Source organism: Geobacillus sp. ZGt-1, assembly GCF_001026865.1.
GTDB lineage: Bacteria > Bacillota > Bacilli > Bacillales > Anoxybacillaceae > Geobacillus > Geobacillus thermoleovorans.
On the sequence record NZ_LDPD01000008.1, the window covers coordinates 140,537 to 163,723 of the forward strand.

Here is a 23,187-nt window from a genome sequence, read left to right on the forward strand (position 1 = left end):
AATGTATGGTTTTTTAGATAGAGGTAAATAAGCAAAGGTGTCCGGATCCTTTTGGGACACCTTCTCTTTTTGGTTTCGGCAGCGTTCGGCTGATAAGGTTGATGTTGGCAAGTGAAAGGTGAGGGGATTCGTTTTCTGCAACGTTCAGTTGTTGGCGGCCACGTTTTGGTCGGATACATCTGGATCAAACGCGTTTGTAAAGCTGATCGCGTTGTTCGTCATCACAAAATCGCCGGTGTTGAACCCGCCGGATCCGGCTTGCGTTTTCGTGGCGACTTTCGGCGCGATGTACAGACAGTCGCCCATTTGGACGACAGCTCCGCTGCTGACGTTGTTGATTTTAATTGGGCCGACAAACGAAGGCATTATAAATCCCTCCCTCTTGTTGGCGCGCTCGACTCAGAGCCGGCCAGCTGGCGGATATGTTTAATTCTTGCCTCTGCCTCCGCTGTCGAGGTCGAGCCGATATGGACGATGGCGGACGAAGAAATGGCGAGCACGCGCACAGACTGAACGGAAATGACCGGGGACTCATGGAGCGTTTGGCGTGCGGCTGCCGGCGGTGGAGAAATCCAGCGCGGGATCGGCTTCGCAAAAACAGGGAATATTTGTTCTCCTTCTGGGCCAAAAAACAGTTCATATTGCCGCTGAACGGCAAAGGAGCGCGTGCGGGCGGAAATTCGCTCTGAGTCGCCGATTTGCAGTACGGAGCCAATGATCAGCGTTTCCGCATGAAATGCCTGCACTACTGACGTTCGTTTCACGGCGTATCCCCTCGGGCCGGCACAAGCGGGACGAACGGGCCGATGATAAGTGATTCAGGCGGTGTGTCAAACGCTGATGACAAGTGAATCGCATCGGCGTCGCCGATTAAAAACAGCGAGGCGCTGGCGACGGCCACGAGGCGGATGTCGCCAACATGCAGATGACGATTGATCACTGTATAATTCACGTCTATCCCTCCTTTGAAGGCAAATGTTTCAAAAACGCATCGAGCGATTGTTCGATATCGGCTTTCACTTTTTGAAAAATTTCATTTTCGACTGCTTCATCGCGGTCGCCGGACGGAACGTAGCCATGGTTGGCTTTCTCTTGCAAATAGAAGCGGATGCGTTCGTCTGTTTGCCGGGCGATGTCTTGCAAAATGAACTGGCGGTACGTATCGTCGAGGCGGCGGCCGTATTGCTGCTCAAGGCGTTTTAACGTTTCCGACGCTTCCCCGTTGAGATAGGCGGCCACTTTTTCTTGAATCGGGCGCAACAGCACCGGTTCCGGCTTTGGAATTACGGTTTTGACCGGTTCGACGGCAAAGTCTTCAATTGTACCGCCGGCTCCGGGCGGAGCGATCCCGATGTTTAGCGTTCCTTCGAGCGTTTCCACTTTGAGCTGGTCAAATTTATATTCAATTCGTTCGATCGATGTGCGCGGCTGAGCCTCCATTTCCCGAAGCCGGGCTTCGAGTGCGTGGAGACGGCGTTCCAGATCCCGTATTTTTTTTGTTTGCCATAATAAATAGCGGTGCAGCTTGACGAAATACTCGTAAATGCTCATTGTGCACCATCATCCTCTCCAAAGAGCCCTCTTACTTCAATATATGGACGGCCTTTCGCTCTCATCACTTTTTTTCGCTGAATTTAGCGGGTGGCTGAATGGAGAGGAACGAGAGGAGCGGATGCACCGGGCGGCACGGTCGCCTGTGGGGCCGGACCGGTGAATCCGCCGGTGTTGGCAAGCGTTGAGAGCGCTTGAATGCTTCCGGCGCTGCCGATTTGCAAAACAGATGAATTGGTGACCGAGCCGATCCGCAACTGGTGGATGCAGATGCTTTGGCTGATGTAAACGTGCACCCTCCTTCTCCTCCTTCAAACGTTTCCGACGATATTTTCATCGGCGACATCGGCGTCATTCGTATTGGTATTGCTGTAATAGTTATAGATATGAAGCCCGTCGCCGGTGTTAAACGAACCGGCGCCAGCGAACGTTTTCGTCACGCTTTGCGGGGAAATCGCAAACACATCGCCAATATGGAACACGCCGCTGCTTCCGATGCTGTTCAGTTTGACGACTCCGACAAAAGCCGGCATGTGGGCATGCTCCCTTCCTTGTTTTCTTCGTTGATACTAGTGTATGGGCGCAAGCTGCGAAACGTTCGCTTTAATTGTTGGCGGCATTATTTGAGTCGAACACATCCGGATCGCCGGTGTTTGTAAAGCTGACGAACGTATTCGTCTGCAGGAAGTCCCCGTTGTTGCCGCCGCCTGAGCCGGTATTGGATTTCAACGTGCTCTTTGGTGTGATTTGCAAGACGTCGCCGAAATTCACCGTGCCGTCGCCGCTGACATGGGTGATTTTAATTGGACCGCTGATAAATGAAGGCATGAAGAGCCCCCTCCTTTTTCGTCGTGTCGCTATCGTTATTGTATGAAAACGGAGAAAAAACGGTTCAATGCGGGGTGAGAGTCCAATTGAGGAAAGCAGCTCCCGCGTATGATAAAGAAAGGGAACGGGCAGAAAGGAAGGGGAAAGGGGATGCCAGCAATCGTCATTGGTGGGATCAAAGTGACGAACGTAAGCGGCAATGGCACTGTCAACATGGGCGATGTGCTGCAAATCGCTCCGAAAAGCACCACGAAGTCAAACTCAGGTGCCGGCGGCGGCAATACTGGCGATTTCTTGCAAACGAATACGTTTTGCAGCGTCACGAATACGGTCGATCCGGATGTCTTGGACGCCGGGGTGAAAGGAAATAACTAGCTATTGTCGAGACGACTCCCCTAGCGTTCGTTTTTGGAAAAAAGAAGAAACCAGGTTCTTTTTTGGCGCAATGGAGTGGACTATCCAAGAAAGAGGGCTGACTTCAAAAGTCATTTTACGACTTTTGGGACGGCCCTCTTTTTCTTTATGCCATCTTTGTNATATAATACAATTGTGAATTTTCTAAAACATAAAACAGGGGGATGGGAGAATGAATGCGCCGCTCGTGCTCCATCACTTTTTCGATCGCGCCGTGGCTCTCTATGGGGACAAGACAGCCATGATTTGTTCGGGGCGGACGGTGACGTATCGTGAGCTTGGCGAACGAGTGTCGAGGCTTGCCAACGGGCTGCGGGGGCTTGGCGTTCGCAAAGGCGACCGCGTGGCGTACTTGGCGCCCAACACGCTCGAGATGCTCGAAGGGTTTTACGGTGTGTTTGAAGTGGGAGGGGTGATGGTGCCGCTGAATACGCGGCTGAAACCGGATGATTACGTTTTTATTTTGAATCACAGCGAAACGAAAGTGTTGTTTGTGGATCAGGAGCTGTACGGGCTGATTGCACCGGTCAAAAACAAGCTTGAAACGGTCGAGGAGATCATTGTCCACCATAAAACAGAGGCGGCGATTGATGAAACCGCTTACGAAGAATGGCTCGCCGCCCAGTCGTCAGCGCCGGTTCCGCGCCCGATGATCGATGAGAACGATATATGCAGCTTGCTATATACAAGCGGGACGACAGGCAATCCAAAAGGAGTCATGCTGACGCATCGGAACAACTATTTGCATGCGCTTGTGACGATGCACCATTTGCGTGTGTCCGACCGCGATACGTATTTGCATGTGTTGCNGATGTTCCACGTCAACGGCTGGGGGGCTCCGTTTTATTACACCGCCAACGGGGCAACGCAAATCGGTTTGCGTAAAGTCGATCCGAAAGTCATTTTTGATCTTGTCAAGGAACATCAGGTGACGGTTATGCATATGGCTCCGACTGTGCTCAATATGTTGCTGCAATATTATGAGCAATATCAACCAGATGTCCCGGAAGGCGTGCGGGTCGTCATCGCCGGTTCTGCGCCGCCGCCGGCGTTTGTCGCACGCGTTGAGGAAAAGCTCGGCTGGGAGTTTATCCAGGTGTACGGCATGACCGAATCGTCTCCGCTCAGCACGATTTCGCTCATTCGTCCACAGCTTGACGGACTGCCTGTGGAGCAAAAGCAGCGGATCAAGGCAAAAGCCGGCTATCCGATGATCGGCTGCGAGGTGAAAGTCGTCGACGAGAATGGAGAGGAAGTGCCGAAGAATGGACGGGCGATCGGTGAGGTGATTGTCCGCAGCCATGGCGTCATGAAAGGATATTGGAAAAACGAAGAAGCGACCGCCGCAACGATCCGCGACGGCTGGCTGTATACCGGCGATATGGCGACCGTCGATGAATACGGGCATATTGATATCGTCGACCGGAAAAAGGATATTATTATTAGCGGAGGGGAAAATATTTCGTCGATTGAAGTCGAAGGAGCGCTTTATGAGCATCCGGCTGTGCTTGAAGCGGCCGTCATCGCCGTGCCACATGAAAAATGGGGGGAAACGCCGCATGCGTTCGTCGTCGTTCGACCGGGGCATACGGTGAGCGAAGAGGAGCTGATCGCCTTTTCGCGGGAAAAGTTGGCCCACTTCAAAGCGATCACGGGTGTAACGTTTGTGGATGAGCTGCCGAAAACAGCCTCCGGAAAAATTCAGAAAGTACACTTGCGCCGCCAATATTGGGATGCAATTGGAAAATCGGGCCGCTATGTCAACTGATGATACAGGCATGCGCCTTCAGACGGGCAGAGGAGAGCGCATCGAATGAAATGGATAAGGCGGCGGGCGTGCCGGCAAGGTCGTAAGGCGTCGCCGATTGCGCAGACGGCTAGGCGGTAGAAAGAAGGGAGAAAGCGATGATCAGATCGACCGAGCGAATCGCCGCGGCGGATGTGTTGCGTGGATTCGCCTTGCTCGGCATTTTGCTTGTCAACATGCGTTATTTTTCCTCGCCGGCGTTATACGACGACGGCGTCAAGGGCAGTGATTTTGACCGAGTTTTCGTTGCCGTCGTGGATGTGTTGTTTGAAGCGAGCGCCTATCCGCTGTTTGCCTTTTTATTCGGCTTTGGCGCCGTGATGATGTTCCGCCGGCTCCAAAGCCGCGGAAAGCGGCCGATTCCGATTCTGTTGCGCCGCTTCTTTCTTTTGCTTGGGATCGGCATTGCTCATGCGTTTGGCCTTTGGTTTGGCGATATTTTAATCCCCTATGCGGTCGCCGGATTCATCATGTTTTTCTTGTTCGCCGCCCCGCCGCATTGGTGGCGGACGGCGGCTGTCGCTGTCTTTCTTCTTTTTCACGGCCTTATGGTGCTGCTAATGGCCCTCAGCATGTGGACAGGAGGAACGAAACCAGTTGGCGGCCACGAGGCTGAGGCGGCCGCAGCGGTTCGTCATTATCAAAGCGGAACGTTTGGTGATGTGTTTTGGCAACGTTGGCATGACTGGGCCTATGTCAACAGCGATGGCGGGCTGCTGTTTACGGTGTTGACCGTATTGCCCTTTTGTTTCCTCGGCGGCTATGCCTCTTGCAAACGTTGGCTTGAACCCGACCGTCACTCGCCCGCCAAGCTGCGCCGCCTGATGAGGTGGGCGCTATGTTTTGGTTTAGCGCTGAAAACCATTCCGTATTGGGCTGCGGCCAACGACTTGACAATGTACATCCAAGACAGCTTCGGAGGCGCCGCTTTGGCGGTGTTCTACGCGGCGGCAGCCGTGTTTATCTGCGGGAAACCAAGTTGGCAGCGCGCTTGGCGGTGGTGGCAAGACGTCGGGAAAATGTCGCTCACCCATTACCTCGCGCAATCGCTCGTTTGCACGTCGCTGTTTTACGGTTATGGGCTTGGGTGGTACGGACGCACAAGCGCATGGCAGGAGATGTTGATTGCGTTTGCCTTGTATGCAACTCAAGTGTGGATAAGCCGCTTTTGGTTTGCGCGTTTTCATTATGGCCCGGTTGAGTGGATGTGGAGGTGGGGGACATACGGAACGCGGCCGCCGTTTCGCCGCCGGCCGGGGCAATAAAAACCCCGCTTACTGAACGGACGGGGAAGGCGATTCAAAAATCCTCGTTTGCTGCAAATATTGATTGATCAATTGGTCAAGCTCTTGGCTGCATTCGATCGTCTCTTTGGCCGTGAACCCATAAGTGAGCGCCAATTCGATCATTTGTTGTCGTTTTTCTTCAATTTGCAACAGAACCATTTCCTTCACCATCAATTCGTTTGAAATGTTGGTTGAGGCATGCCGCGTCGATGCAAGACGTTTGTTGCATGACGAAAGTCGCAATCGACGCCCTAGTGGAAACTAAACATTATTATACATATCACGACGAAAAAAGAAAGTGATTCGGGAAAATAAGTGATAAATTTCCTAATTTAGACAAAATTCTACAAAAACAGGACTTTTTCGCCTCGATGGCGAATATCATCCTCAACGCGCCAAAATGGCGAAGGCGGATGGGAGAGAAGAGCTCACGAAGCGTCCGCTGCATAACAAAGAAAGGGAGAGAGACACGATGAAACTGATCACCGCACTTTTCGATGGAGAAACGTTTGTCGGAGCCGTGCCGCAAGGAGACGACCGGGCGGTTCATTTGCGCCGCGCCGAACGGACGATGGATGGGACGGAGACGATGCCGACGACTATGCTTGAGGCGATTGCCCAAGGGGAGGAGTTTCTCGTACGGGCGCAAAAAGTGATTGACTGGGCGCTAGGCCATCCGACGCGGGAGTACGTTTATCGCCTCAACGATGTCCGTCTTTTGGCCCCGATCCCACGGCCGGCGAAAAACATTTTTTGCATCGGCAAAAACTATGTTGATCACGCGCTGGAGCTCGGCGGCGCCGATGTGCCGGAGCATTTGATCGTCTTCACGAAAGCGCCGACAACGGTCATCGGTCATGAGGAAACGATTTTGCGCCATGCCGATGTCACTGATGAAATGGACTATGAAGGGGAGCTGGCGGTGGTCATCGGCAAACAAGGGCGGGCGATCCGCCGCGAAGACGCGCTTGATTACGTATTTGGATACACGATCATCAACGATGTGACAGCAAGAGATTTGCAGGAGCGGCACCAACAATATTTTCTCGGCAAAAGCTTGGATACATTTTGCCCGATGGGGCCATGGATCGTGCCAAGCAAATTTGTGCCAAATCCAAACGATTTGCGCATCGAGACACGGGTCAACGGCGAAGTGCGCCAGCAAGCGAACACGAAACAATTGATTTTTTCCATTGAATCGATCATCGAGACGATCTCAAAAGGCATTACGCTTGAGCCGGGCGACATCATCGCTACAGGAACGCCGGCTGGAGTCGGCAAAGGGATGAACCCGCCGCGCTTTTTGCAGACGGGTGATGTCATTGAGGTGACGGTGGAAGGCATCGGCACGCTGCGCAACAAAGTGGGAGAGTAAACGGCGAAAGTGAGGAAGCTCCCATTGATGTTCGAAAGGCGTCCTCTTGAAAGAAAGGGCGTCTTTCGTTTTCGTGAAGTTTGTCAACCGTCCGCCCGCCGTGCTATGATGGGAAGGAACAAGGAATGGTTGGAGGGATGGACGTTGACGCATGCCCATATTACGAGCTGGCTCATCACGATTGTTTTATTTTTCCTTGCGGTGTCGATGGAGCGGCAAGGGGCGGGCAAAGCCAAGATTGTGCAAATGGTGTTGCGGCTGTTTTACATTCTCACGATCGTGACGGGCCTGCTTTTGCTGCATAGCATTGCTTCGATATCTGCGCTTTATTGGCTAAAGGCGCTTGCCGGGCTGTGGGTGATCGGAGCGATGGAAATGGTTTTAGCAGCTGAAAAAAAAGGGAAAAGCGCGGCGGCAAGATGGACGCAATGGGTCATTGCCCTTGCGGTGACGCTGTTTCTTGGTTTGCTGCTGCCGCTTGGTTTTGACTTATTCTAAAGCGAAGCGGCAGCCTTCTATTGGTTGCCGCTTTTGTTGAAGATGAAAATATGGTATGGTAAAAGAAATGTCATTTTTTGAATTTTCTGACCCGATTGGTCAGCGGAGGGGGGCATGATCGTTTATGCGTTGGTTCTGCTGCCGCCGCGCCGAGGAGCTGGATCATTTGCTCAGGGAGCATAGTTCTTCCTTGGATGAGCCGTTGTTTGTCCAAATCGCGGGCAATGATGAGGCAGCAGTGCGCCATGCGGCCGCCGCGTTAGCCCGTCGTTGGCCGCACGCCCATATGGTTGGGATGGCAGGGCCGCTGCCAATGGCCGGGGAGGCGAATCTCGCTGTTGGCGTCGCGTCGATGACGTCTTCAACCGTTTCGTCGTTGGCGCTGCCAGCTGATGAGTTTGACCGCCCGGATGGATTGGCGGCGTTGATCGCTGAGGCGGTCGTTCGTCACGATACGACGTTGCTTTTGTTGTTTACGAATCACCGCTCGGCTTTGCCGCCCTTGCTTCGCCATTTGCCGCTTGCAAACGAACGAATGGTTATCATCGGCTGCGCGCTTCCCGAGGGCAGCGTGTTATTTTCGCCCGACGGTCGGCTTGAGCGCGGAGGAATCGCCGTCTCTTTCAGTGGAACAGCGCTTCGCGGCCACTGTGCCGCACCGTTTTTATGGGAGCCGATTGGCTTGGCGTTTTCCATCACGAAAAGCCGCGATCAGCAGATTGACGAGCTAAACGGGCAAAAAGCGTCGAGCTATTTGGAACGGTATTTAGGAAAAGAGTTTATCGAACGCCTTCCATTTTCTGGGATGGAGTTTCCGTTTCTTATCGAACGGAACGGACGCGATGTCTGCCTGCCGATTGTCGCTGTCAACCAGGATGGCTCGGTTGCCGTAAGGGGCCATGTCCATAACGGAGAAAAGGTGCGATTTGCTTATATTCATGCCGCGTCCCTTTACTGGAGCGCGCGTGATGTGGCGATGCAAACAGCCAAGCAACCAGCAGAAGGAATGCTGCTTTACTACAGTGCGGCGCTGAGTGGGTATACGCGCCCGCTGTTTGACGGTGTGGCTGCGGTGTTTGGACAGGCAGCGCTGTTTCCGGCCGTCGAGGTGTTGGTGAAAGATGCGTATACGGCGGTGCGGCCGGCCGCATTTGCGGCCATTTCGCTGGCGGAAACAGCGGCCTCGGCGGAGAGCGGCCTACTGTCACCGTGGTCATCGCCGCCAGAAGGGATGATGACATTGGCGCAGCTCATGTCAACATCGTCCCGCGACATGGAGCGGCTGCACGTCCGCCTGCAAATGTCGGAGCAACGCTACAAATCGTTGTTTGAGCATAACACGGACATTGTCTATTCCACAGATTTGCACGGCCGTTTGACAAGCGTCAACCCTGCTTTTGAGCAAGTGCTCGGTTACAAGAAAGAAGAGATTTTGTATACGAATTCGCTCAAGTATATTCATCCCAATGATATTCCCCGCGTCACCCGCTATTTTTACCGAGCGCTGCGGGGGAATATCCAAACGTATAACTTGGAAATTCCGACGAAGTCGGGAGAACGGCTTTTGTTTCAAATGAAAAACATTCCCATCATTGTGGATGGCAAAAAGGTCGGCATTTACGGAATCGGACGCAACATTACCGAGCAAAAAAAGGCGGAAGAGAAAATCTCTTATTTAGCATATTACGACATCGATACGAACTTGCCCAACCGGACAAAGTGGATGGAATTGTTTTCCGAACAGCTGGACAAAGCCAAGCAGAAGCGACGAAAGTGTGAGTAAAATATTTACAAAGTCTTGACTGACTCGCGACGAAAGATGGCAGTTGCTTTGATCGATTTGGACCGGTTTAAATGGATTAACGACAGCGTCGGCCATTACGCCGGAGATGACATTTTGCGCCAGCTTGTCGAGCGCATTCGCCGCGTCTTGCCGCCTAGTGCGGAGCTTGGCCGATTTCATGGCGACAAGTTTTGTTTGCTTTTTCCGCTCAAAACAGAGGTCCAGGCGGCGACGGAAGCGGCGCTCCGCATCGTGCGCGAAGTGGCGCGGCCGATTGTGTACGATGGAAAGGAATTTTTCGTTACAGCAAGCGTTGGTCTAGCGATGTTTCCAGATGACGGAGAGGACGAACATGCGCTCCTTAGGCACGCCGATATGGCTGTCAACATGGCTAAAAAAGGCGGCGGCAACCGAGTGGAGCGCTACTGCGCGCAAATGAACGAAGAAGCAATGCACCGATTGGAAATGGGCGGACATTTGCGCAGGGCGATCGAAGAGAATGAATTATTTCTTTGCTACCAACCAATTGTAGACGTACATACGGGTGCGGTGAAGGCGACGGAGGCGCTGATTCGCTGGCGCCACCCGAAGCTTGGGCTTGTGCGGCCGGATGAATTCATCCCTTTGGCGGAAGAGACCGGGTTGATTCATGAGATTGGGCGCTGGGTGCTGAAAACCGCCTGCAGACAGACGAAACAATGGCAGGAAATGATGGGAAATAACCGGCTTGCCATTTTTGTCAACGTCTCCCCTGTCCAGTTTCAACACGAGCGGTTTGTAGACAATGTAAAACAAGCGCTTAAGCAGTCACGCTTGTCTCCGTCCTGTTTGCATCTCGAATTGACCGAACATTCGATGCTCCGTTATCTGTCCAGCACGATGCGGACAATGGACGAGTTGAGGAAGCTTGGCGTCGGCATCGCCGTCGATGATTTCGGCAGCGGATATTCCTCGTTCCATTATTTAAAGCGGTTGCCAGCGACAATATTGAAAATTGACCGTGCCTTTATTGAACAATTGCATGCCAACGCTTCCGATGAGGCCATTGTCAAGGCGATGATTACGATGGGACACGGGTTGGGGCTTGAGACGATCGCCGAAGGGGTGGAAACGCCGGAACAGCTCAACCGGCTTCGCGATTTGCAATGCACGTATGCGCAAGGATACGTGTTTTGTCCGCCGCTTCTCGCTGAAGAAGTGATGCAGTATGTGACGGAAAAGCAAAAGTGATCCCCCGCCCGCGTCGGTTGACAGCTGTCGCCCGTCGGCACTCCGCCTGAAGCAAAACGGCTGCTAGGCTTCGCTTCGGGCGGAAGGATGGCCGTTAAAAAAACATTGACAGCTCGCCGTTGGACTTCGACGACGTGAGGATCAACAGGCGATTCAGCCGATTTGGGCGCAAATGGCTCGCTCACCGCTGTTTAATGTGATTTCAAAACGGTCGCTTGACGCCCGTCCGCGCTCGTAATAATGGTGGATGCTTCCAATTTGTTCGGTGTTGTCATAAATGATGAAATTCACGCCAGACGATTTGGCAAACAATAGGCCGTTGTAGCAATATAAGCAGTCATACAGCGAAAATCCGAGGCTGTTCAGCCATTGAACAAACTGGAAAAAGGTTGAATCAGGAAGCGCGGCGAGCCATTGTTGATAGGCATAAGTCAGCCGTTTGCGGAAACGGATGCGATCGCCGTTTTCGAGGGGAAAGACGCCAAGATCCGTGGCGACCGCGCCCTGATCCTGCCATTGCCCGGACAGCCAATGTCCGCAGTGAAACCATTCGATGCCTTGCTCGGCAATTTCTTCTACTAAAGAGGCTTCCTCTTCTTCTTCGTCGAAGAAGATCCATTCATCGTTGACGAACTCCACTGTTCCATACACATACGCCCGCGGCTGTTCCACAATGCATTGCAGCCGTTCCTCGATGTTCAATATCTCTCATCCTCCTTGTACTCCTCTATTTTTCCATTTTTTTGCTGATTTATTCATGCGGCGACCGACGTCGGACAATTCATCGAAATGACGGGGGGTGCATAAAATGGAATCATGCCGACGTGGAGAACCATCGTGAATCAAAGGAGCGATCGCTGGAAACGATCGTGAAAAAAGAACGGACGAAATGATGGAAACGGGTGAGAACTTGCCATCTTTGATAAAAAGAAAGGATTGGTTTGTATGTGTGGCATTACTGGCTGGGTCCATTTCGGGCGCAATTTGCGCCGCGAGCGGACGGTCATTGACAGCATGACAGAGACGCTCGCCAAACGTGGACCGGATGATACAAATACGTGGCTGGACACTCATGTCGCCTTCGGCCATAAACGGCTTGTCGTCGTGGATCCGGCTGGCGGCAAACAACCGATGGTCCGGCAAAAAAACGGACATCGTTATACGATCGTCTATAACGGCGAGCTGTATAATACGGAAGACATTCGCAAGGAACTGTTGCGCCAAGGCTATCGATTTGATGGTCATTCCGATACAGAAGTGTTGCTTGCCGCATATATGGAATGGAAGGAGAAATGCGTCGATTGGCTCAACGGCATTTTTGCCTTCGCCGTTTGGGATGGGGAGCGCGAGCTGTTATTTATGGCGCGCGACCGTCTCGGAGTAAAACCTTTGTTTTATCGAGAAGATGGCGGGGGGCTGCTGTTCGGCTCGGAAGTGAAAGCCATTTTGGCCCATCCCGATGTAAAGGCAGAAGTCAATTATGAAGGACTCGCCGAAGTGTTCGGCCTCGGACCGTCGCGCACACCGGGGCACGGTGTGTTTGACGGCATTCGAGAGCTGCGCCCGGCACATGCGCTCACGTTCTCTCGCAGCGGGCTTCGCATTTGGCGGTATTGGAATGTCGAAAGCGACGTCCACCGCGATTCGTTCGAGGAAACGGTCGAAAAGCTGCGCTTTCTATTGACGGATGCGGTCACGCGCCAACTCGTTTCCGATGTGCCGGTCTGCACATTTCTATCCGGTGGAGTCGATTCAAGCGCCATTACAGGGATTGCCGCCAATGCTTTCGCGGCAGATGGAAAAGGGCCGCTGCACACCTACTCGATCGATTATGAAGGAAACGACCAGTATTTCAAAGCCAACGATTTTCAACCAAACACGGATGCGCCATTTATCGAACAGGTGTCAAACAAATTTCAAACGGTTCATCATCGCTGCGTGATCACGCAAGAAGAACTGTTCCGCCATTTGCATGAAGCCGTCATCGTCCGCGACGTTCCAGGCATGGCCGATGTCGATTCTTCGCTTCTTTGGTTTTGCAAACAAATTCGCAAACGGTTTGTCGTCAGCTTATCAGGGGAGTGCGCCGATGAAATTTTCGGCGGCTATCCATGGTTTCATCGGCCGGACGATTTGTCTCGGAAAGGATTTCCGTGGATGCGTTCGGTCGACGCGCGCATGGGTCTATTAAAAGATGAGTGGCGGCAAAAGCTCCGCCTCGACGATTACGTGCAAATGCGCTATGAACAGACGATTGCCGAAGTGCCGCGCCTGGAAGGGGAAAGTGCGGAAGCAGCGAAGCGGCGCGAGCTGTTTTATTTAAATATGATTTGGTTTATGACGACGCTCCTTGACCGAAAAGACCGGATGAGCATGGGAGCGAGCTTGGAAGTGCGTGTGCCGTTCGCTGACCATCGCATTGTCGAATACGTTTGGAACATTCCGTGGGATATGAAAATGTACGGCGGCCGAGAAAAAGGCCTTTTGCGAAAAGCACTCGAGGGCTTGCTTCCCGAAGAGGTGCTCTACCGGAAAAAAAGCCCATATCCGAAAACGCACCATCCTCTATATACGAAACTTGTCAAGCAATGGCTTGAGCAGTTGCTCTATGACCGCTCTTCGGTTTTGCACGAGTTTTTCGACCGGGAAAAATTGCTGGCGCTCATTGAAACAGAAGGGAAGTCGTTCCAAGTGCCTTGGTTTGGACAGCTGATGACCGGTCCGCAACTGCTTGCCTACCTTGGCCAAGTGCACGTTTGGTTTGACCATTACGGCATTCATATTAAAGAATAAGAGCTGCGCTGATGCGCAGCTCTTATTTTCGTGGCGGGAGGCTTCATGCCATTTTCGCTTGCGGCGCCACCGTCTTTTTCATCCAGACGCGCGACCGCCAGCGCCGAAGCATCAACAGTCCGCGCAACCATTCGTCGGCGATGAACGACAGCCAAATGCCGACAAGGCCAAACCCAAGGGCAATGCCGAAGATGTATGCCACTGTGACCCCGACGCCCCACATCGACAAAATGCCCATATAGACCGGAAATTGCACATCTCCGGCTGCCCGCAACGAGCCGATGATGACGAGATTAAACGACCGCCCCGGCTCAAGGATGATGGTTAAAAGCAACAGTTTGCGCCCAAGCCCAATCATCGACGCGTCATCAGTAAAGAAGGAGAGCAGCGGTTCGGCGAACCAATAGGCGGCTGTAGCAAGCAACACGGACATGCCAATGGCGCTGTACAAACTTTTTAAACAACGGGCGTACGCTTCCTCATACCGCCCGGCGCCGACGAAGTGGCCGACGAGAATTTGCGTTCCTTGGCTGACGGCGATGCCGAATAAAAACACAAACATCATAATGTTTTGCGTGTATACACGGACGGTCAATGCCTCAGCGCCAAGCCATGTAATGAAATACGTAATGACCATTTGCGCCGTATTGTACGAAAGATGTTCCCCGGCTGCCGGAACACCGATTTTCAGCAGTGAGCGCAAATAGTGAAATGGAAGGCGGCGAAACGCCCTTGGTGCGAGCGGAATGTTTGTTCGTTTGCGCAACAAAGCAAGAAGTGCGAGAAAGGCCATGCCGCGGCTGGCGGCGGTCGATATAGCAGCTCCTTGGATGCCGAGGGCGGGCAGGCCAAACAAGCCAAAAATGAGGGCCGCGTTGCTGATGACGTGCAAAACGTTCATGCCAACCGCCACATACATCGTGTCACGGGTGAAGCCATAGCTTTTCAAAATGGCACCGACCGTCATCATCAGGGCTTGGATGAACAAAAATCCACCGACAATCGCCAAATAATGGGTTCCTTCATAGAGCAGCTCGGCGGGCAAATCCATCATTCGCAAAATCGGCTCGCTGAATGTGGCGAGAATGGCGCTTAACAACAATCCGAACAACAAATTGGCCACGAGGGATACAAGCGATACGTCAACGGCTTCTTGCTCTCGGCGGGCGCCTAAATATTGAGCAACAAGCACTGCTGTCGCTAAAGCGACGAAGTTGAACAGCACGATCGTTAAAGCGATGATTTGGTTCGCCACCCCGACGGCAGCAACCGCGTGATCTGAATACTGGCTGAGCATCAGTGTATCGGCGTTGCCCATCACCATATAGAGCAGCGTTTCAATAAAAATTGGCCACGTCAAGGAAAACAGTGACCGCGTTTTGGCCTCACGGCTCATGTTGAGACAACTCCTTTTTCTTATTCCGACTTGAACGATATATTCAGTTTAGCTAGTTTGTTGCATAATGGAAAGAGAAAGAAGCGATTTTGCTTGCACATTTCCGACAAAAGAGGGGAGAGGCCGATGGATACGGTCACATTTTCCATGCCGCCGCTGCCGGTGTTCATCAAAGGGGCGGAAAGTGTGTTTTCAGCCGGAAAGCGACATGTTCGTCGAACGTTTTCGGTCTTCGATTTGCTTTATGTGAAACAAGGATGCTTATATATAACAGAAAACGGGCGCGAGTTTGCGGTTGGCAGTGGCCACTATTTGTTGTTGATCCCGGGGAGGGAGCATTACGGACACCGCCCATGCGAAGAACGGACGGAGCTGGTTTGGCTTCATTTTTTGCTGCCAGACTTTGCGGTCGTTTCCGATTGCGGTGTCAGCCGGCAGATAGTGATCGAAAAGGAGGCGACATACACCGAGCCGATCCAATACCGACTCTCCATCCGTCAATATGGCGAAGTAAAGCAGCGCGAGCGGGTGGAACAGCTGCTAAGTCAAATCGTGGAACAAAACATTCGGCGGGATATCGATCAGCCGCTCCGGCAGCTGCTGCTGTTCATCGAATTCCTTTGGCATTTGCAAAAACAAGAGCTTTCCGTCCCGAGCGCGTCTGAACAGATCAGCGCCGCGGTGGTTGCGTATATCGAGAAACATTTCAGCGAGCCCATTACACTGGACATGCTCGCGCAGGAGCTCCGATTCCACCCGGACTACATCACCCGCTGCATGCAAAAAACGATGGGCATGGGATTTAGCCGCTACTTGGCGCATTATCGGCTGTCAAAGGCAAAGCAATGGTTGGCGGAGACGAACGAGACGATCGAGGCGATCGCCAAGCGGGTTGGCATTGACGATGGCGCCTACTTTTCGCGCCTGTTTAAAAAGGTGGAAGGAATCACGCCGACCGAATATCGGCGCATGGCGCGGCGCACCTGACCTTCTGTGTCGTTGGTATAGGGATCGAGACGGCCGGCAAAAGATCAAACCGGTGCAGCTTGTCCGCTGCACCGGCAGCCGATATGATATGTTTGTCCGTAACCGCCCGTTCAGTCGCCTTACCAGCTTTCGACCGCGTAAAGCACAAACCCGTACGGCGGCAAGGAGACGCAAAGTGTTTCCGCCTCTGCAGCGAACCGCTCCCCTGTCAGAAGGTTGACCAGCCATTTTCCACGCGCATCGATCGGCATGGGAATTTCTGCTGCTTCGTTGCTCCGGTTGATGATGATCATGACCGTTTCATTGCCATCCGTTTTTGCATAAACAAGATGGTTCACTTCATCATCGGCGGTGAGAAAAGCGACATCGCCGCGTCGAAGCGCCCGATATTGCTTGCGAAGAGCGATCAGTTGCTTGACATGTTCATACAGTTCTTTGTTTTGCTTCTCTGGATCCCACACCATACATTTCCGGCATTCCGGATCGTTTCCACCCGTCATGCCGATCTCATCGCCATAGTAAATACACGGCGAACCAGTGAACGTGAGCTGGAACAAAAACAACAACTTCACTTTGCGGACGTCGCCGCCGCAAACAGTGAGCAGCCTTGGTGTATCATGGCTGCCAAGCAAGTTAAACGCCGCTTCGTTGACCTGTTTTGGATAGGAATGAAGCACATGCATCAATCGGTCGGCAAACTCGCTGGCGCTCATGTCTTCTTTGGCGAAAAAGCGGAGCGCCGCGTCCGCCAACGGGTAGTTCATGACGGCGTCAAACTGGTCGCCGCGCAGCCAAGGCATGGCGTCATGCCAAATCTCGCCGAGAATGTACACATCGGGCTTTAGCGCCTTCACTGCCTGCCGGAATTCGCGCCAAAATTGATGATCGATTTCGTTCGCCACATCGAGCCGCCAGCCGTCAATATCAAACTCGCGAATCCAGTATGTCGCGACATCAAGCAAGTAGCGCTTCACTTCCGGATGAGCGGTGTTGAGTTTCGGCATGTGCGGCACGAACGCAAACGTGTCGTAGTTCGGGCGCGGCTCGGTTTGGAGCGGAAACTCGCGAATATGGAACCAATCTTTATACCGAGAGGCTGCGCCGTTTTTCAGCACATCTTGAAACGGGGCAAACTCATAGCCGCAATGGTTGAAGACTGCATCGAGCATGACGCGGATCCCTTTTTCATGGCAGCGCTTGACAAGTGTTTTCAACGTCTCTTTGTCCCCAAAGTGCGGGTCGATTTCAAAATAATCAGCGGTGTCGTATTTATGATTGGACGGTGCGCGGAAAATCGGCGTCAAGTAAATGCCGGTAATACCGAGATCAGCCAAATAGTCAAGGTGATCGATGATTCCTTGCAAGTCGCCGCCGAAAAAGCTCGTCGGCGTCGGGTCCTCGCTTCCCCACGGCCGCGCCCCTTTCGGACTGATGGCCGGGTTGCCGTTGGCGAACCGCTCGGGGAAAATTTGATACCATACTGTGTCTTTTACCCAGTCCGGCGCTTGGAATAGGTCGACCCGATGAAGAAAGGGGAAGCAAAAGTAGTAAGCGGTGTCGTCGCTCGGAGCTTCATGGTAAAATCCTTTTTCCGTATAGACCAGTTTCTCGCCCCCAGCTCGAAGCACAAACCCATAGCGCAGCCGTCGATATGGCGGTTTGACTTCGGCGAGCCAATAGTCAAACAACCCGTCGCTCCCCGTTTTCCGCATCGGCATCGTTTGAAACTGCCAGGCGCCATCGTGCCATTCGTACGGGGTGCCATTCGTACGGGTCGCCAAAAAGCAGCTCGACGTGGTCGACATCATTTTTCTTTGTTTGAAGCCGGAGATGGAGCGTCTCGCTGTCATAAGCATAAGCGAAATTGTCGGTTGAGCGGTGGTGGATGGCTTCTTTCCTCATTCGCTTTTTCCTCCTTTGTTATCTGAAGCAATCGTTTGCATTAATGCTTCGCTATAATAAAAAGTACGTTAAGAGAAAAGAAAAGTCAAATTTTATAGAAAAAAGGCTTGTAAAATGAAAAATAGGCGTTATAATGGAGATGAGTGGTGCAATCGTTTTCATAGGAAGGATTAAAATTTATTTGTGCAAACGTTTGCCTTATGATTGTACCGCTAAGATTCCGTCATGATGACAGGAGGGGGATTATGAGAAAAGCGTTATCTTTATTTCTTATGGCCGTGTTGTTGATTGGCGTGCTGGGTGCCTGCGGTCCTAAGCGCGATGTCCAGCAGCCGAAAGGAAACGACCAAAAGACGGCAGAACAGGACAAAAAGCCAGAGAAACTCGTCGTATGGGTGAACGATGATGAAAAACAAAAACAAGCGTTAAAGGATATTTTTCAAAAGTACACAGAAAAAACGGGAATCAAAATCGAAATGGTAGCCGTCAGCATGCTCGACCAAACGAAAAAACTGGCACTCGACGGACCGGCTGGCAAAGGGCCGGACGTGTTCTATCAACCGCATGATCGCATCGGCGACATTGTGTTGCAGGGGCTGGCCGATCCGGTCGACCTTGGCGATGCAAAAGGTGAGTACAGCCCGACAGCCATCAACGCGGTAACATATGACGGGAAAACGTATGGCGTGCCGATGGTCGTTGAAACATACGGCGTGTTCTACAATAAAAATTTAGTGCCGGAAGCGCCGAAAACGATGGATGACTTGATGAAGATCGCCAAGGAAAAAACGAATGCGGCCAAAGACCAATACGGCTTTTTAATGGAAGCGGCGAATTTCTATTTCGTTTATCCGTTCTTCGCCGGCTATGGCGGCTATGTGTTTAAAAATGAAAACGGCAAATACGACATAAGCGACATTGGGCTCGCGAATGATGGAGCCGTCAAAGGAGCCGAGCTCGTCCAATCGTGGTTTAAAAACGGCTACATTCCGAAAGAAATCACCGGCGATATTATGAACGGGCTGTTTACGAAAGGAAATGTGGCCGTTGCCATCACCGGACCATGGAACATCCCGTCGTATAAAGAAGCGTTGGGCGACAAATTGGCGACGGCGCCGCTGCCGGTCTTAGACAACGGCGAGCATCCGAAATCGTTCGTCGGCGTGAAAACATGGATGTTATCAGCCTATTCGCAAAACAAAGAATGGGCGGTCGACTTCATGAAGTTTGTCACGAACGAAGAAAATTCGCTTCATTACTATGAAGTGGCGGGCGAAATGCCAGCAAACCAAAAAGCGTTGACGAACGAAAAAATCACGAACGACCCGCTGATCGCCGGTTTTGCGGAGCAAATCCAATACGGCGAGCCGATGCCGAACGTGCCGGAAATGTCGCAAGTGTGGGAGCCGATGGGCAATGCGTTGCAATTTATCGCGAAAGGCGACAACCCGAAAGCGGTGCTCGGTGAGGCAGTGAAAACGATTCAAGATAAAATCGCCGCCAGCGGCGCTGGAAAATAACGAGTGATGTCGTGGTGGATAGGATCAGCCCTATCCACTATTCTTATCCATATGATAGGGGGGATTGGAATGCCGGAAGCAAACGTCCGCCATCGGCCGGCGGTGGCGATGGCGCTGTCTTTGTTGTTTGCCGGCCTTGGGCAGTTGTACAACCGCCGGTATGTCAAAGGCATCTTGTTCATCATCATTGAAGCTTCGTTTTTGCTGACGTTTTACAACTTTTTAAACATCGGGCTGTGGGGGCTTGTGACGCTTGGCGAAATCCCGATGTTGGATCATTCGATTTTTCTGTTGATTCAAGGGTTGATGTCGGTCATCATCATCGCATTTGCCGCCGCCCTGCATATTGCGAACATCATTGATGCACGCAACGACGCCCGCCGCCGGCAAAGGGGCGAACCGTTTCCAACGCTGATTGAATCGTGCCGTCATGCGTGGGATCGGGGGTTTCCGTACATCTTTGTGACGCCCGGGCTTGTGATGCTGTTGTTTATCGTTGTGCTGCCGCTGTTGTTTATGGTGTCGCTCGCGTTCACCGATTACAACTTGTACCACTCGCCGCCGCGGCATTTATTGAATTGGGTTGGATTGGAAAATTTCAAAAACTTAGTGTCGATTCCGATTTGGAAAAGCACGTTTTTTAGCGTCCTCGCGTGGACAATCGTTTGGACAGTTGTCGCGACAACGATGCAAATCGCCCTTGGACTGTTTTTGGCGTTGCTTGTCAACGACCCGCGCATCAAGTTCAAGCGTTTCATCCGCACGGTGCTCATTTTGCCGTGGGCCGTGCCGGCGTTTGTTACAATTTTAGTGTTTGCGGCGATGTTTAACGACAAATTCGGCGCCATCAACCGTGAAGTGTTGAGTTTGTTCGGATTGTCGATCCCATGGATGACCGACCCGTTTTGGACGAAAGTCGCGCTCATTTTGATTCAGACGTGGCTTGGCTTTCCGTTCGTCTTTGCGCTGTTTACCGGCGTTTTGCAAAGCATTTCCCGCGACTGGTACGAAGCGGCCGACATCGACGGGGCGACGCGCTGGCAAAAGTTCAAATCGATCACTTTGCCGCACGTCCTGTATGCGACCGCACCGCTGTTGATTATGCAATACGCCGGCAATTTCAACAACTTTAACATCATCTATTTGTTCAACGACGGGGGGCCTGCGGTGCGCGGGCAAAACGCCGGCGGAACGGACATTCTCATTTCATGGGTGTACGATTTGACGTTCACGACGAACAACTACAATATGGCAGCGGCGATCTCGCTCATCATCGGCTTGATCGTCAGCGGGTTTGCCATTTACCAGTTCCGGCGCACCCGTTCCTTTAAAGAGGAGGGGAACATTTGATGAACCGCAAATGGAAATCGCACGTGGAAGTAGCGCTTATTTATTTGTTTATCGCTTTCATGTTTATCGTCATCGCCTATCCGCTCCTTTGGACGATCAGTATGTCGCTCAATCCAGGAACGAGCCTGTATTCGGCGTCGCTCATCCCGGAGAAGTGGTCGTTTGAGCACTATAAGTGGTTGTTTACCAGTCCGAACAGCGATTATTTGCTTTGGTATAAAAACAGCTTGTTTGTCGCTGCGGCCAATGCGGTGTTATCTGTCTTTTTCACGGCGCTCATCGCCTATGCGTTTTCGCGCTACAAATTCGTCGGGCGGAAAACGGGGCTGTATTTGTTTTTAGTGTTGCAAATGTTTCCGTCGCTCATGGCGATGGTCGCGATCTATATTTTGCTCAATATGCTCCATTTGCTCGATTCGCTTTGGGGGCTCATTCTTATTTACGTCGGGGGGCAAATCCCGTTTAACGCGTGGCTGGTCAAAGGCTACTTTGATACGATTCCGCGCGAGCTGGATGAGGCGGCGCGCATCGACGGTGCCGGCCACTTCGGCGTCTTTTTCCGCATTATGCTGCCCTTAGCCAAGCCAATTTTAGCCGTTGTCGCCTTGTTTAACTTCATGGCGCCGTTCACCGACTTTTTGCTGCCGTCGATCGTCTTGCGCGATCCGGACAAATTTACGCTGGCGGTCGGGCTGTTCAACTTTATCAGCGACCGGTTCGCGAACAACTTCACCCGCTTTGCCGCCGGCTCGATTTTGATCGCCGCCCCGATTGCCATCGTCTTTTTGTTCCTGCAGCGGTATTTGATTTCTGGCTTAACGGCTGGTGGCACAAAAGGGTAAGAACCGCTATCATAGAATAGGGGGCTTACCCGTTTCCGAACGAGCAAATGAATCGGGAAGGGAGGAATGGAAATGGGGAACCGGCTCTTTATGCTGCTCGTCCTTCCGTTCCTTCTTTTTTATGCCATGCCGGCTGCGGCGGCGGAAAAAGAAGAACGGACGTGGCAAGATGAAGCCATTTATTTCATTATGGTCGACCGGTTTAACAATATGGATCCGACAAACGACCAGAACGTGAATGTGAACGATCCGAAAGGGTATTTCGGCGGCGACTTGAAAGGGGTGACGGCGAAACTCGATTACATCAAGGAGATGGGATTTACCGCCATTTGGCTGACGCCGATTTTTAAAAACATGCCGGGCGGTTATCATGGCTATTGGATTGAAGATTTTTATCAAGTCGATCCGCACTTTGGCACGCTGGGCGATTTGAAAACACTCGTCAAAGAAGCGCATAAGCGCGACATGAAAGTCATTTTGGATTTTGTCGCCAACCATGTCGGTTACAATCACCCATGGTTACATGACCCAACGAAAAAAGATTGGTTTCACCCGAAAAAAGAGATTTTCGACTGGAACGACCAAACACAGCTTGAAAACGGCTGGGTGTATGGGTTGCCTGATTTGGCGCAGGAAAATCCAGAGGTCAAAACGTATTTAATTGACGCTGCCAAATGGTGGATTAAAGAGACCGACATTGACGGCTACCGGCTCGATACAGTGCGCCACGTGCCAAAATCGTTTTGGCAGGAGTTTGCGAAAGAAGTCAAATCGGTGAAAAAAGACTTTTTCCTTCTCGGTGAAGTGTGGAGCGACGATCCGCGCTATATTGCCGATTACGGGAAGTATGGCATCGACGGGTTTGTCGATTATCCGCTGTATGGCGCGGTGAAGCAGTCGCTTGCGAGGCGCGATGCCTCGCTCCGCCCGCTGTATGATGTCTGGGAATACAACAAAACGTTTTACGACCGACCGTATTTGCTCGGGTCGTTTTTGGACAACCATGATACCGTGCGGTTTACGAAGCTCGCGATTGACAACCGCAACAACCCGATTTCACGCATTAAACTGGCCATGACGTATTTGTTCACCGCCCCTGGCATCCCGATCATGTATTACGGGACCGAAATCGCCATGAACGGCGGCCAAGATCCGGACAACCGCCGTCTGATGGATTTCCGCGCTGATCCAGAAATCATCGATTACTTGAAAAAAATCGGCCCGCTTCGCCAAGAGCTGCCATCATTGCGGCGCGGCGATTTTACGCTGTTGTATGAAAAAGACGGCATGGCGGTGTTGAAACGGCAATATCAAGATGAAACGACGGTCATCGCCATCAACAATACGAGCGAAACGCAGCATGTCCATCTCACCAATGACCAGTTGCCAAAAAACAAAGAACTGCGCGGCTTTTTATTGGACGATCTCGTCCGCGGCGATGAGGACGGCTACGACCTTGTGCTCGACCGCGAAACGGCGGAAGTATACAAGCTACGGGAGAAAACAGGGATCAACATCCCGTTTATCGCCGCCATCGTATCGGTTTACGTGCTGTTTCTTTTGTTTTTATATTTGGTGAAAAAACGGGCAAAACGGATCAATGAATAAATGGAAAGGAGGGGGCT

At 52.1% G+C, this 23,187-nt stretch carries 21 protein-coding genes and 3 pseudogenes; 13 read left to right on the forward strand and 11 right to left on the reverse strand.

Translation table 11 applies throughout. The features are described 5' to 3' along the window. Positions 1-144: 144 nt before the first annotated feature. From VU18_RS02885 to VU18_RS02910, 7 genes are all read right to left on the reverse strand, one after another. Positions 145-366 carry a spore germination protein gene (locus VU18_RS02885; protein ID WP_011230188.1) on the reverse strand — a complete coding sequence of 74 codons (222 nt, stop codon included), beginning with the start codon at positions 364-366 and terminating at the stop codon, positions 145-147. Then, on the reverse strand, positions 366-764 hold the full coding sequence (locus VU18_RS02890; protein ID WP_014195025.1) for a spore germination protein GerPE: 399 nt from the start codon (positions 762-764) through the stop codon (positions 366-368). Before VU18_RS02890 ends, VU18_RS02885 begins: the two co-directional genes overlap by 1 nt. Next, complete coding sequence (locus VU18_RS02895; protein WP_013146202.1) at positions 761-952, reverse strand: hypothetical protein; 192 nt, start codon at positions 950-952, stop codon at positions 761-763. Before VU18_RS02895 ends, VU18_RS02890 begins: the two co-directional genes overlap by 4 nt. 2 nt (positions 953-954) lie before the next feature. After that, on the reverse strand, positions 955-1,551 hold the full coding sequence (locus VU18_RS02900) for a spore germination protein GerPC (protein WP_015374057.1): 597 nt from the start codon (positions 1,549-1,551) through the stop codon (positions 955-957). 83 nt (positions 1,552-1,634) lie between these two features. Then, the gene (locus tag VU18_RS17170) at positions 1,635-1,847 is read right to left on the reverse strand and encodes a spore germination protein GerPB (RefSeq protein ID WP_013146201.1); all 213 of its coding nucleotides are present in this window, start codon (positions 1,845-1,847) and stop codon (positions 1,635-1,637) included. Positions 1,848-1,862: 15 nt separating this feature from the next. Then, positions 1,863-2,084, reverse strand: a complete 222-nt coding sequence (locus tag VU18_RS02905; RefSeq protein WP_014195027.1) for a spore germination protein — start codon at positions 2,082-2,084, stop codon at positions 1,863-1,865. 70 nt (positions 2,085-2,154) lie between these two features. Next, positions 2,155-2,379, reverse strand: coding sequence for a spore germination protein (locus tag VU18_RS02910; RefSeq protein ID WP_011230194.1), 225 nt, complete (start codon positions 2,377-2,379; stop codon positions 2,155-2,157). Positions 2,380-2,529: 150 nt separating this feature from the next. On the opposite strand from VU18_RS02910, the gene VU18_RS02915 reads away from it, so the two are divergent. The 4 genes and pseudogenes from VU18_RS02915 to VU18_RS02925 all read left to right on the forward strand — a co-directional run bounded on the left by VU18_RS02915 (position 2,530) and on the right by VU18_RS02925 (position 5,865). Beyond that, positions 2,530-2,754 carry a spore germination protein gene (locus VU18_RS02915; RefSeq protein WP_011230195.1) on the forward strand — a complete coding sequence of 75 codons (225 nt, stop codon included), beginning with the start codon at positions 2,530-2,532 and terminating at the stop codon, positions 2,752-2,754. 211 nt (positions 2,755-2,965) lie between these two features. Beyond that, positions 2,966-3,602 (forward strand): AMP-binding protein (locus VU18_RS18990; RefSeq protein ID WP_236687260.1); only part of this gene is annotated, 637 nt, incomplete at its 3' end. Position 3,603: 1 nt separating this feature from the next. Further along, positions 3,604-4,561, forward strand: a pseudogene (locus VU18_RS18995) (AMP-binding protein); the annotation flags it as partial. Positions 4,562-4,698: 137 nt separating this feature from the next. After that, positions 4,699-5,865, forward strand: coding sequence for a DUF418 domain-containing protein (locus VU18_RS02925; RefSeq protein ID WP_021322523.1), 1,167 nt, complete (start codon positions 4,699-4,701; stop codon positions 5,863-5,865). Positions 5,866-5,874: 9 nt separating this feature from the next. Here the strand turns inward: VU18_RS02925 and VU18_RS02930 are convergent, their stop codons facing one another. Then, positions 5,875-6,045, reverse strand: a complete 171-nt coding sequence (locus tag VU18_RS02930) for an aspartyl-phosphate phosphatase Spo0E family protein (protein WP_011230198.1) — start codon at positions 6,043-6,045, stop codon at positions 5,875-5,877. Positions 6,046-6,358: 313 nt separating this feature from the next. Here VU18_RS02930 and VU18_RS02935 point away from each other — a divergent pair, with 313 nt between their 5' ends. The 3 genes and pseudogenes from VU18_RS02935 (at position 6,359) to VU18_RS21205 (ending at position 10,772) form a co-directional block, all read left to right on the forward strand. Beyond that, a complete protein-coding gene (locus tag VU18_RS02935) occupies positions 6,359-7,261 on the forward strand; it encodes a fumarylacetoacetate hydrolase family protein (RefSeq protein WP_021322524.1) in 903 nt (300 codons plus the stop codon). Positions 7,262-7,405: 144 nt separating this feature from the next. After that, entirely contained in the window at positions 7,406-7,759 is a 354-nt protein-coding gene (locus VU18_RS02940; protein ID WP_011230200.1) for a YisL family protein, read from the forward strand. Positions 7,760-7,883: 124 nt separating this feature from the next. After that, positions 7,884-10,772: pseudogene (locus VU18_RS21205) on the forward strand (EAL domain-containing protein). 153 nt (positions 10,773-10,925) lie between these two features. Here VU18_RS21205 and VU18_RS02950 read toward each other — a convergent pair. After that, a complete protein-coding gene (locus VU18_RS02950) occupies positions 10,926-11,474 on the reverse strand; it encodes a DUF2777 domain-containing protein (protein ID WP_011230202.1) in 549 nt (182 codons plus the stop codon). Positions 11,475-11,717: 243 nt separating this feature from the next. On the opposite strand from VU18_RS02950, the gene asnB reads away from it, so the two are divergent. Further along, on the forward strand, positions 11,718-13,565 hold the full coding sequence (gene asnB, locus VU18_RS02955) for an asparagine synthase (glutamine-hydrolyzing) (protein WP_047757606.1): 1,848 nt from the start codon (positions 11,718-11,720) through the stop codon (positions 13,563-13,565). 43 nt (positions 13,566-13,608) lie between these two features. On the opposite strand, the gene VU18_RS02960 is transcribed toward asnB, so the two are convergent. After that, the gene (locus tag VU18_RS02960) at positions 13,609-14,961 is read right to left on the reverse strand and encodes an MATE family efflux transporter (protein ID WP_021322526.1); all 1,353 of its coding nucleotides are present in this window, start codon (positions 14,959-14,961) and stop codon (positions 13,609-13,611) included. Positions 14,962-15,087: 126 nt separating this feature from the next. Between VU18_RS02960 and VU18_RS02965 the strand changes: the two genes are divergently transcribed. Beyond that, complete coding sequence (locus VU18_RS02965) at positions 15,088-15,948, forward strand: AraC family transcriptional regulator (RefSeq protein WP_021322527.1); 861 nt, start codon at positions 15,088-15,090, stop codon at positions 15,946-15,948. Between the two features lie 119 nt (positions 15,949-16,067). Here VU18_RS02965 and VU18_RS02970 read toward each other — a convergent pair. Further along, positions 16,068-17,850 (reverse strand): annotated as a pseudogene (locus VU18_RS02970) (alpha-glycosidase). Positions 17,851-18,095: 245 nt separating this feature from the next. On the opposite strand from VU18_RS02970, the gene VU18_RS02975 reads away from it, so the two are divergent. The 4 genes from VU18_RS02975 (at position 18,096) to VU18_RS02990 (ending at position 23,170) form a co-directional block, all read left to right on the forward strand. Continuing rightward, the gene (locus VU18_RS02975; protein WP_021322529.1) at positions 18,096-19,370 is read left to right on the forward strand and encodes an extracellular solute-binding protein; all 1,275 of its coding nucleotides are present in this window, start codon (positions 18,096-18,098) and stop codon (positions 19,368-19,370) included. A 69-nt stretch (positions 19,371-19,439) separates the two neighbouring features. Then, positions 19,440-20,720 (forward strand): carbohydrate ABC transporter permease, encoded by a 1,281-nt coding sequence (locus tag VU18_RS02980; RefSeq protein ID WP_021322530.1) that lies wholly within the window; start codon positions 19,440-19,442, stop codon positions 20,718-20,720. Next, positions 20,720-21,562, forward strand: coding sequence for a sugar ABC transporter permease (locus VU18_RS02985; RefSeq protein ID WP_021322531.1), 843 nt, complete (start codon positions 20,720-20,722; stop codon positions 21,560-21,562). Before VU18_RS02980 ends, VU18_RS02985 begins: the two co-directional genes overlap by 1 nt. Before the next feature lie 72 nt (positions 21,563-21,634). Further along, a complete protein-coding gene (locus tag VU18_RS02990) occupies positions 21,635-23,170 on the forward strand; it encodes an alpha-amylase family glycosyl hydrolase (protein ID WP_014195044.1) in 1,536 nt (511 codons plus the stop codon). The last annotated feature ends 17 nt before the right edge of the window (positions 23,171-23,187 follow it).

What these genes read in the sequence shown, in the direction of transcription:
- VU18_RS02885 (WP_011230188.1), bottom strand. Translation starts at nt 366, where the DNA reads ATGCCTTCGTTTGTCGGCCCAATTAAAATCAACAACGTCAGCAGCGGA.
- VU18_RS02900 (WP_015374057.1), bottom strand. Translation starts at nt 1,551, where the DNA reads ATGAGCATTTACGAGTATTTCGTCAAGCTGCACCGCTATTTATTATGG.
- VU18_RS02905 (WP_014195027.1), bottom strand. Translation starts at nt 2,084, where the DNA reads ATGCCGGCTTTTGTCGGAGTCGTCAAACTGAACAGCATCGGAAGCAGC.
- VU18_RS02910 (WP_011230194.1), bottom strand. Translation starts at nt 2,379, where the DNA reads ATGCCTTCATTTATCAGCGGTCCAATTAAAATCACCCATGTCAGCGGC.
- VU18_RS02915 (WP_011230195.1), top strand. Translation starts at nt 2,530, where the DNA reads ATGCCAGCAATCGTCATTGGTGGGATCAAAGTGACGAACGTAAGCGGC.
- VU18_RS02925 (WP_021322523.1), top strand. Translation starts at nt 4,699, where the DNA reads ATGATCAGATCGACCGAGCGAATCGCCGCGGCGGATGTGTTGCGTGGA.
- VU18_RS02930 (WP_011230198.1), bottom strand. Translation starts at nt 6,045, where the DNA reads ATGGTTCTGTTGCAAATTGAAGAAAAACGACAACAAATGATCGAATTG.
- VU18_RS02935 (WP_021322524.1), top strand. Translation starts at nt 6,359, where the DNA reads ATGAAACTGATCACCGCACTTTTCGATGGAGAAACGTTTGTCGGAGCC.
- asnB (WP_047757606.1), top strand. Translation starts at nt 11,718, where the DNA reads ATGTGTGGCATTACTGGCTGGGTCCATTTCGGGCGCAATTTGCGCCGC.
- VU18_RS02960 (WP_021322526.1), bottom strand. Translation starts at nt 14,961, where the DNA reads ATGAGCCGTGAGGCCAAAACGCGGTCACTGTTTTCCTTGACGTGGCCA.
- VU18_RS02965 (WP_021322527.1), top strand. Translation starts at nt 15,088, where the DNA reads ATGGATACGGTCACATTTTCCATGCCGCCGCTGCCGGTGTTCATCAAA.
- VU18_RS02975 (WP_021322529.1), top strand. Translation starts at nt 18,096, where the DNA reads ATGAGAAAAGCGTTATCTTTATTTCTTATGGCCGTGTTGTTGATTGGC.
- VU18_RS02980 (WP_021322530.1), top strand. Translation starts at nt 19,440, where the DNA reads ATGCCGGAAGCAAACGTCCGCCATCGGCCGGCGGTGGCGATGGCGCTG.
- VU18_RS02985 (WP_021322531.1), top strand. Translation starts at nt 20,720, where the DNA reads ATGAACCGCAAATGGAAATCGCACGTGGAAGTAGCGCTTATTTATTTG.
- VU18_RS02990 (WP_014195044.1), top strand. Translation starts at nt 21,635, where the DNA reads ATGGGGAACCGGCTCTTTATGCTGCTCGTCCTTCCGTTCCTTCTTTTT.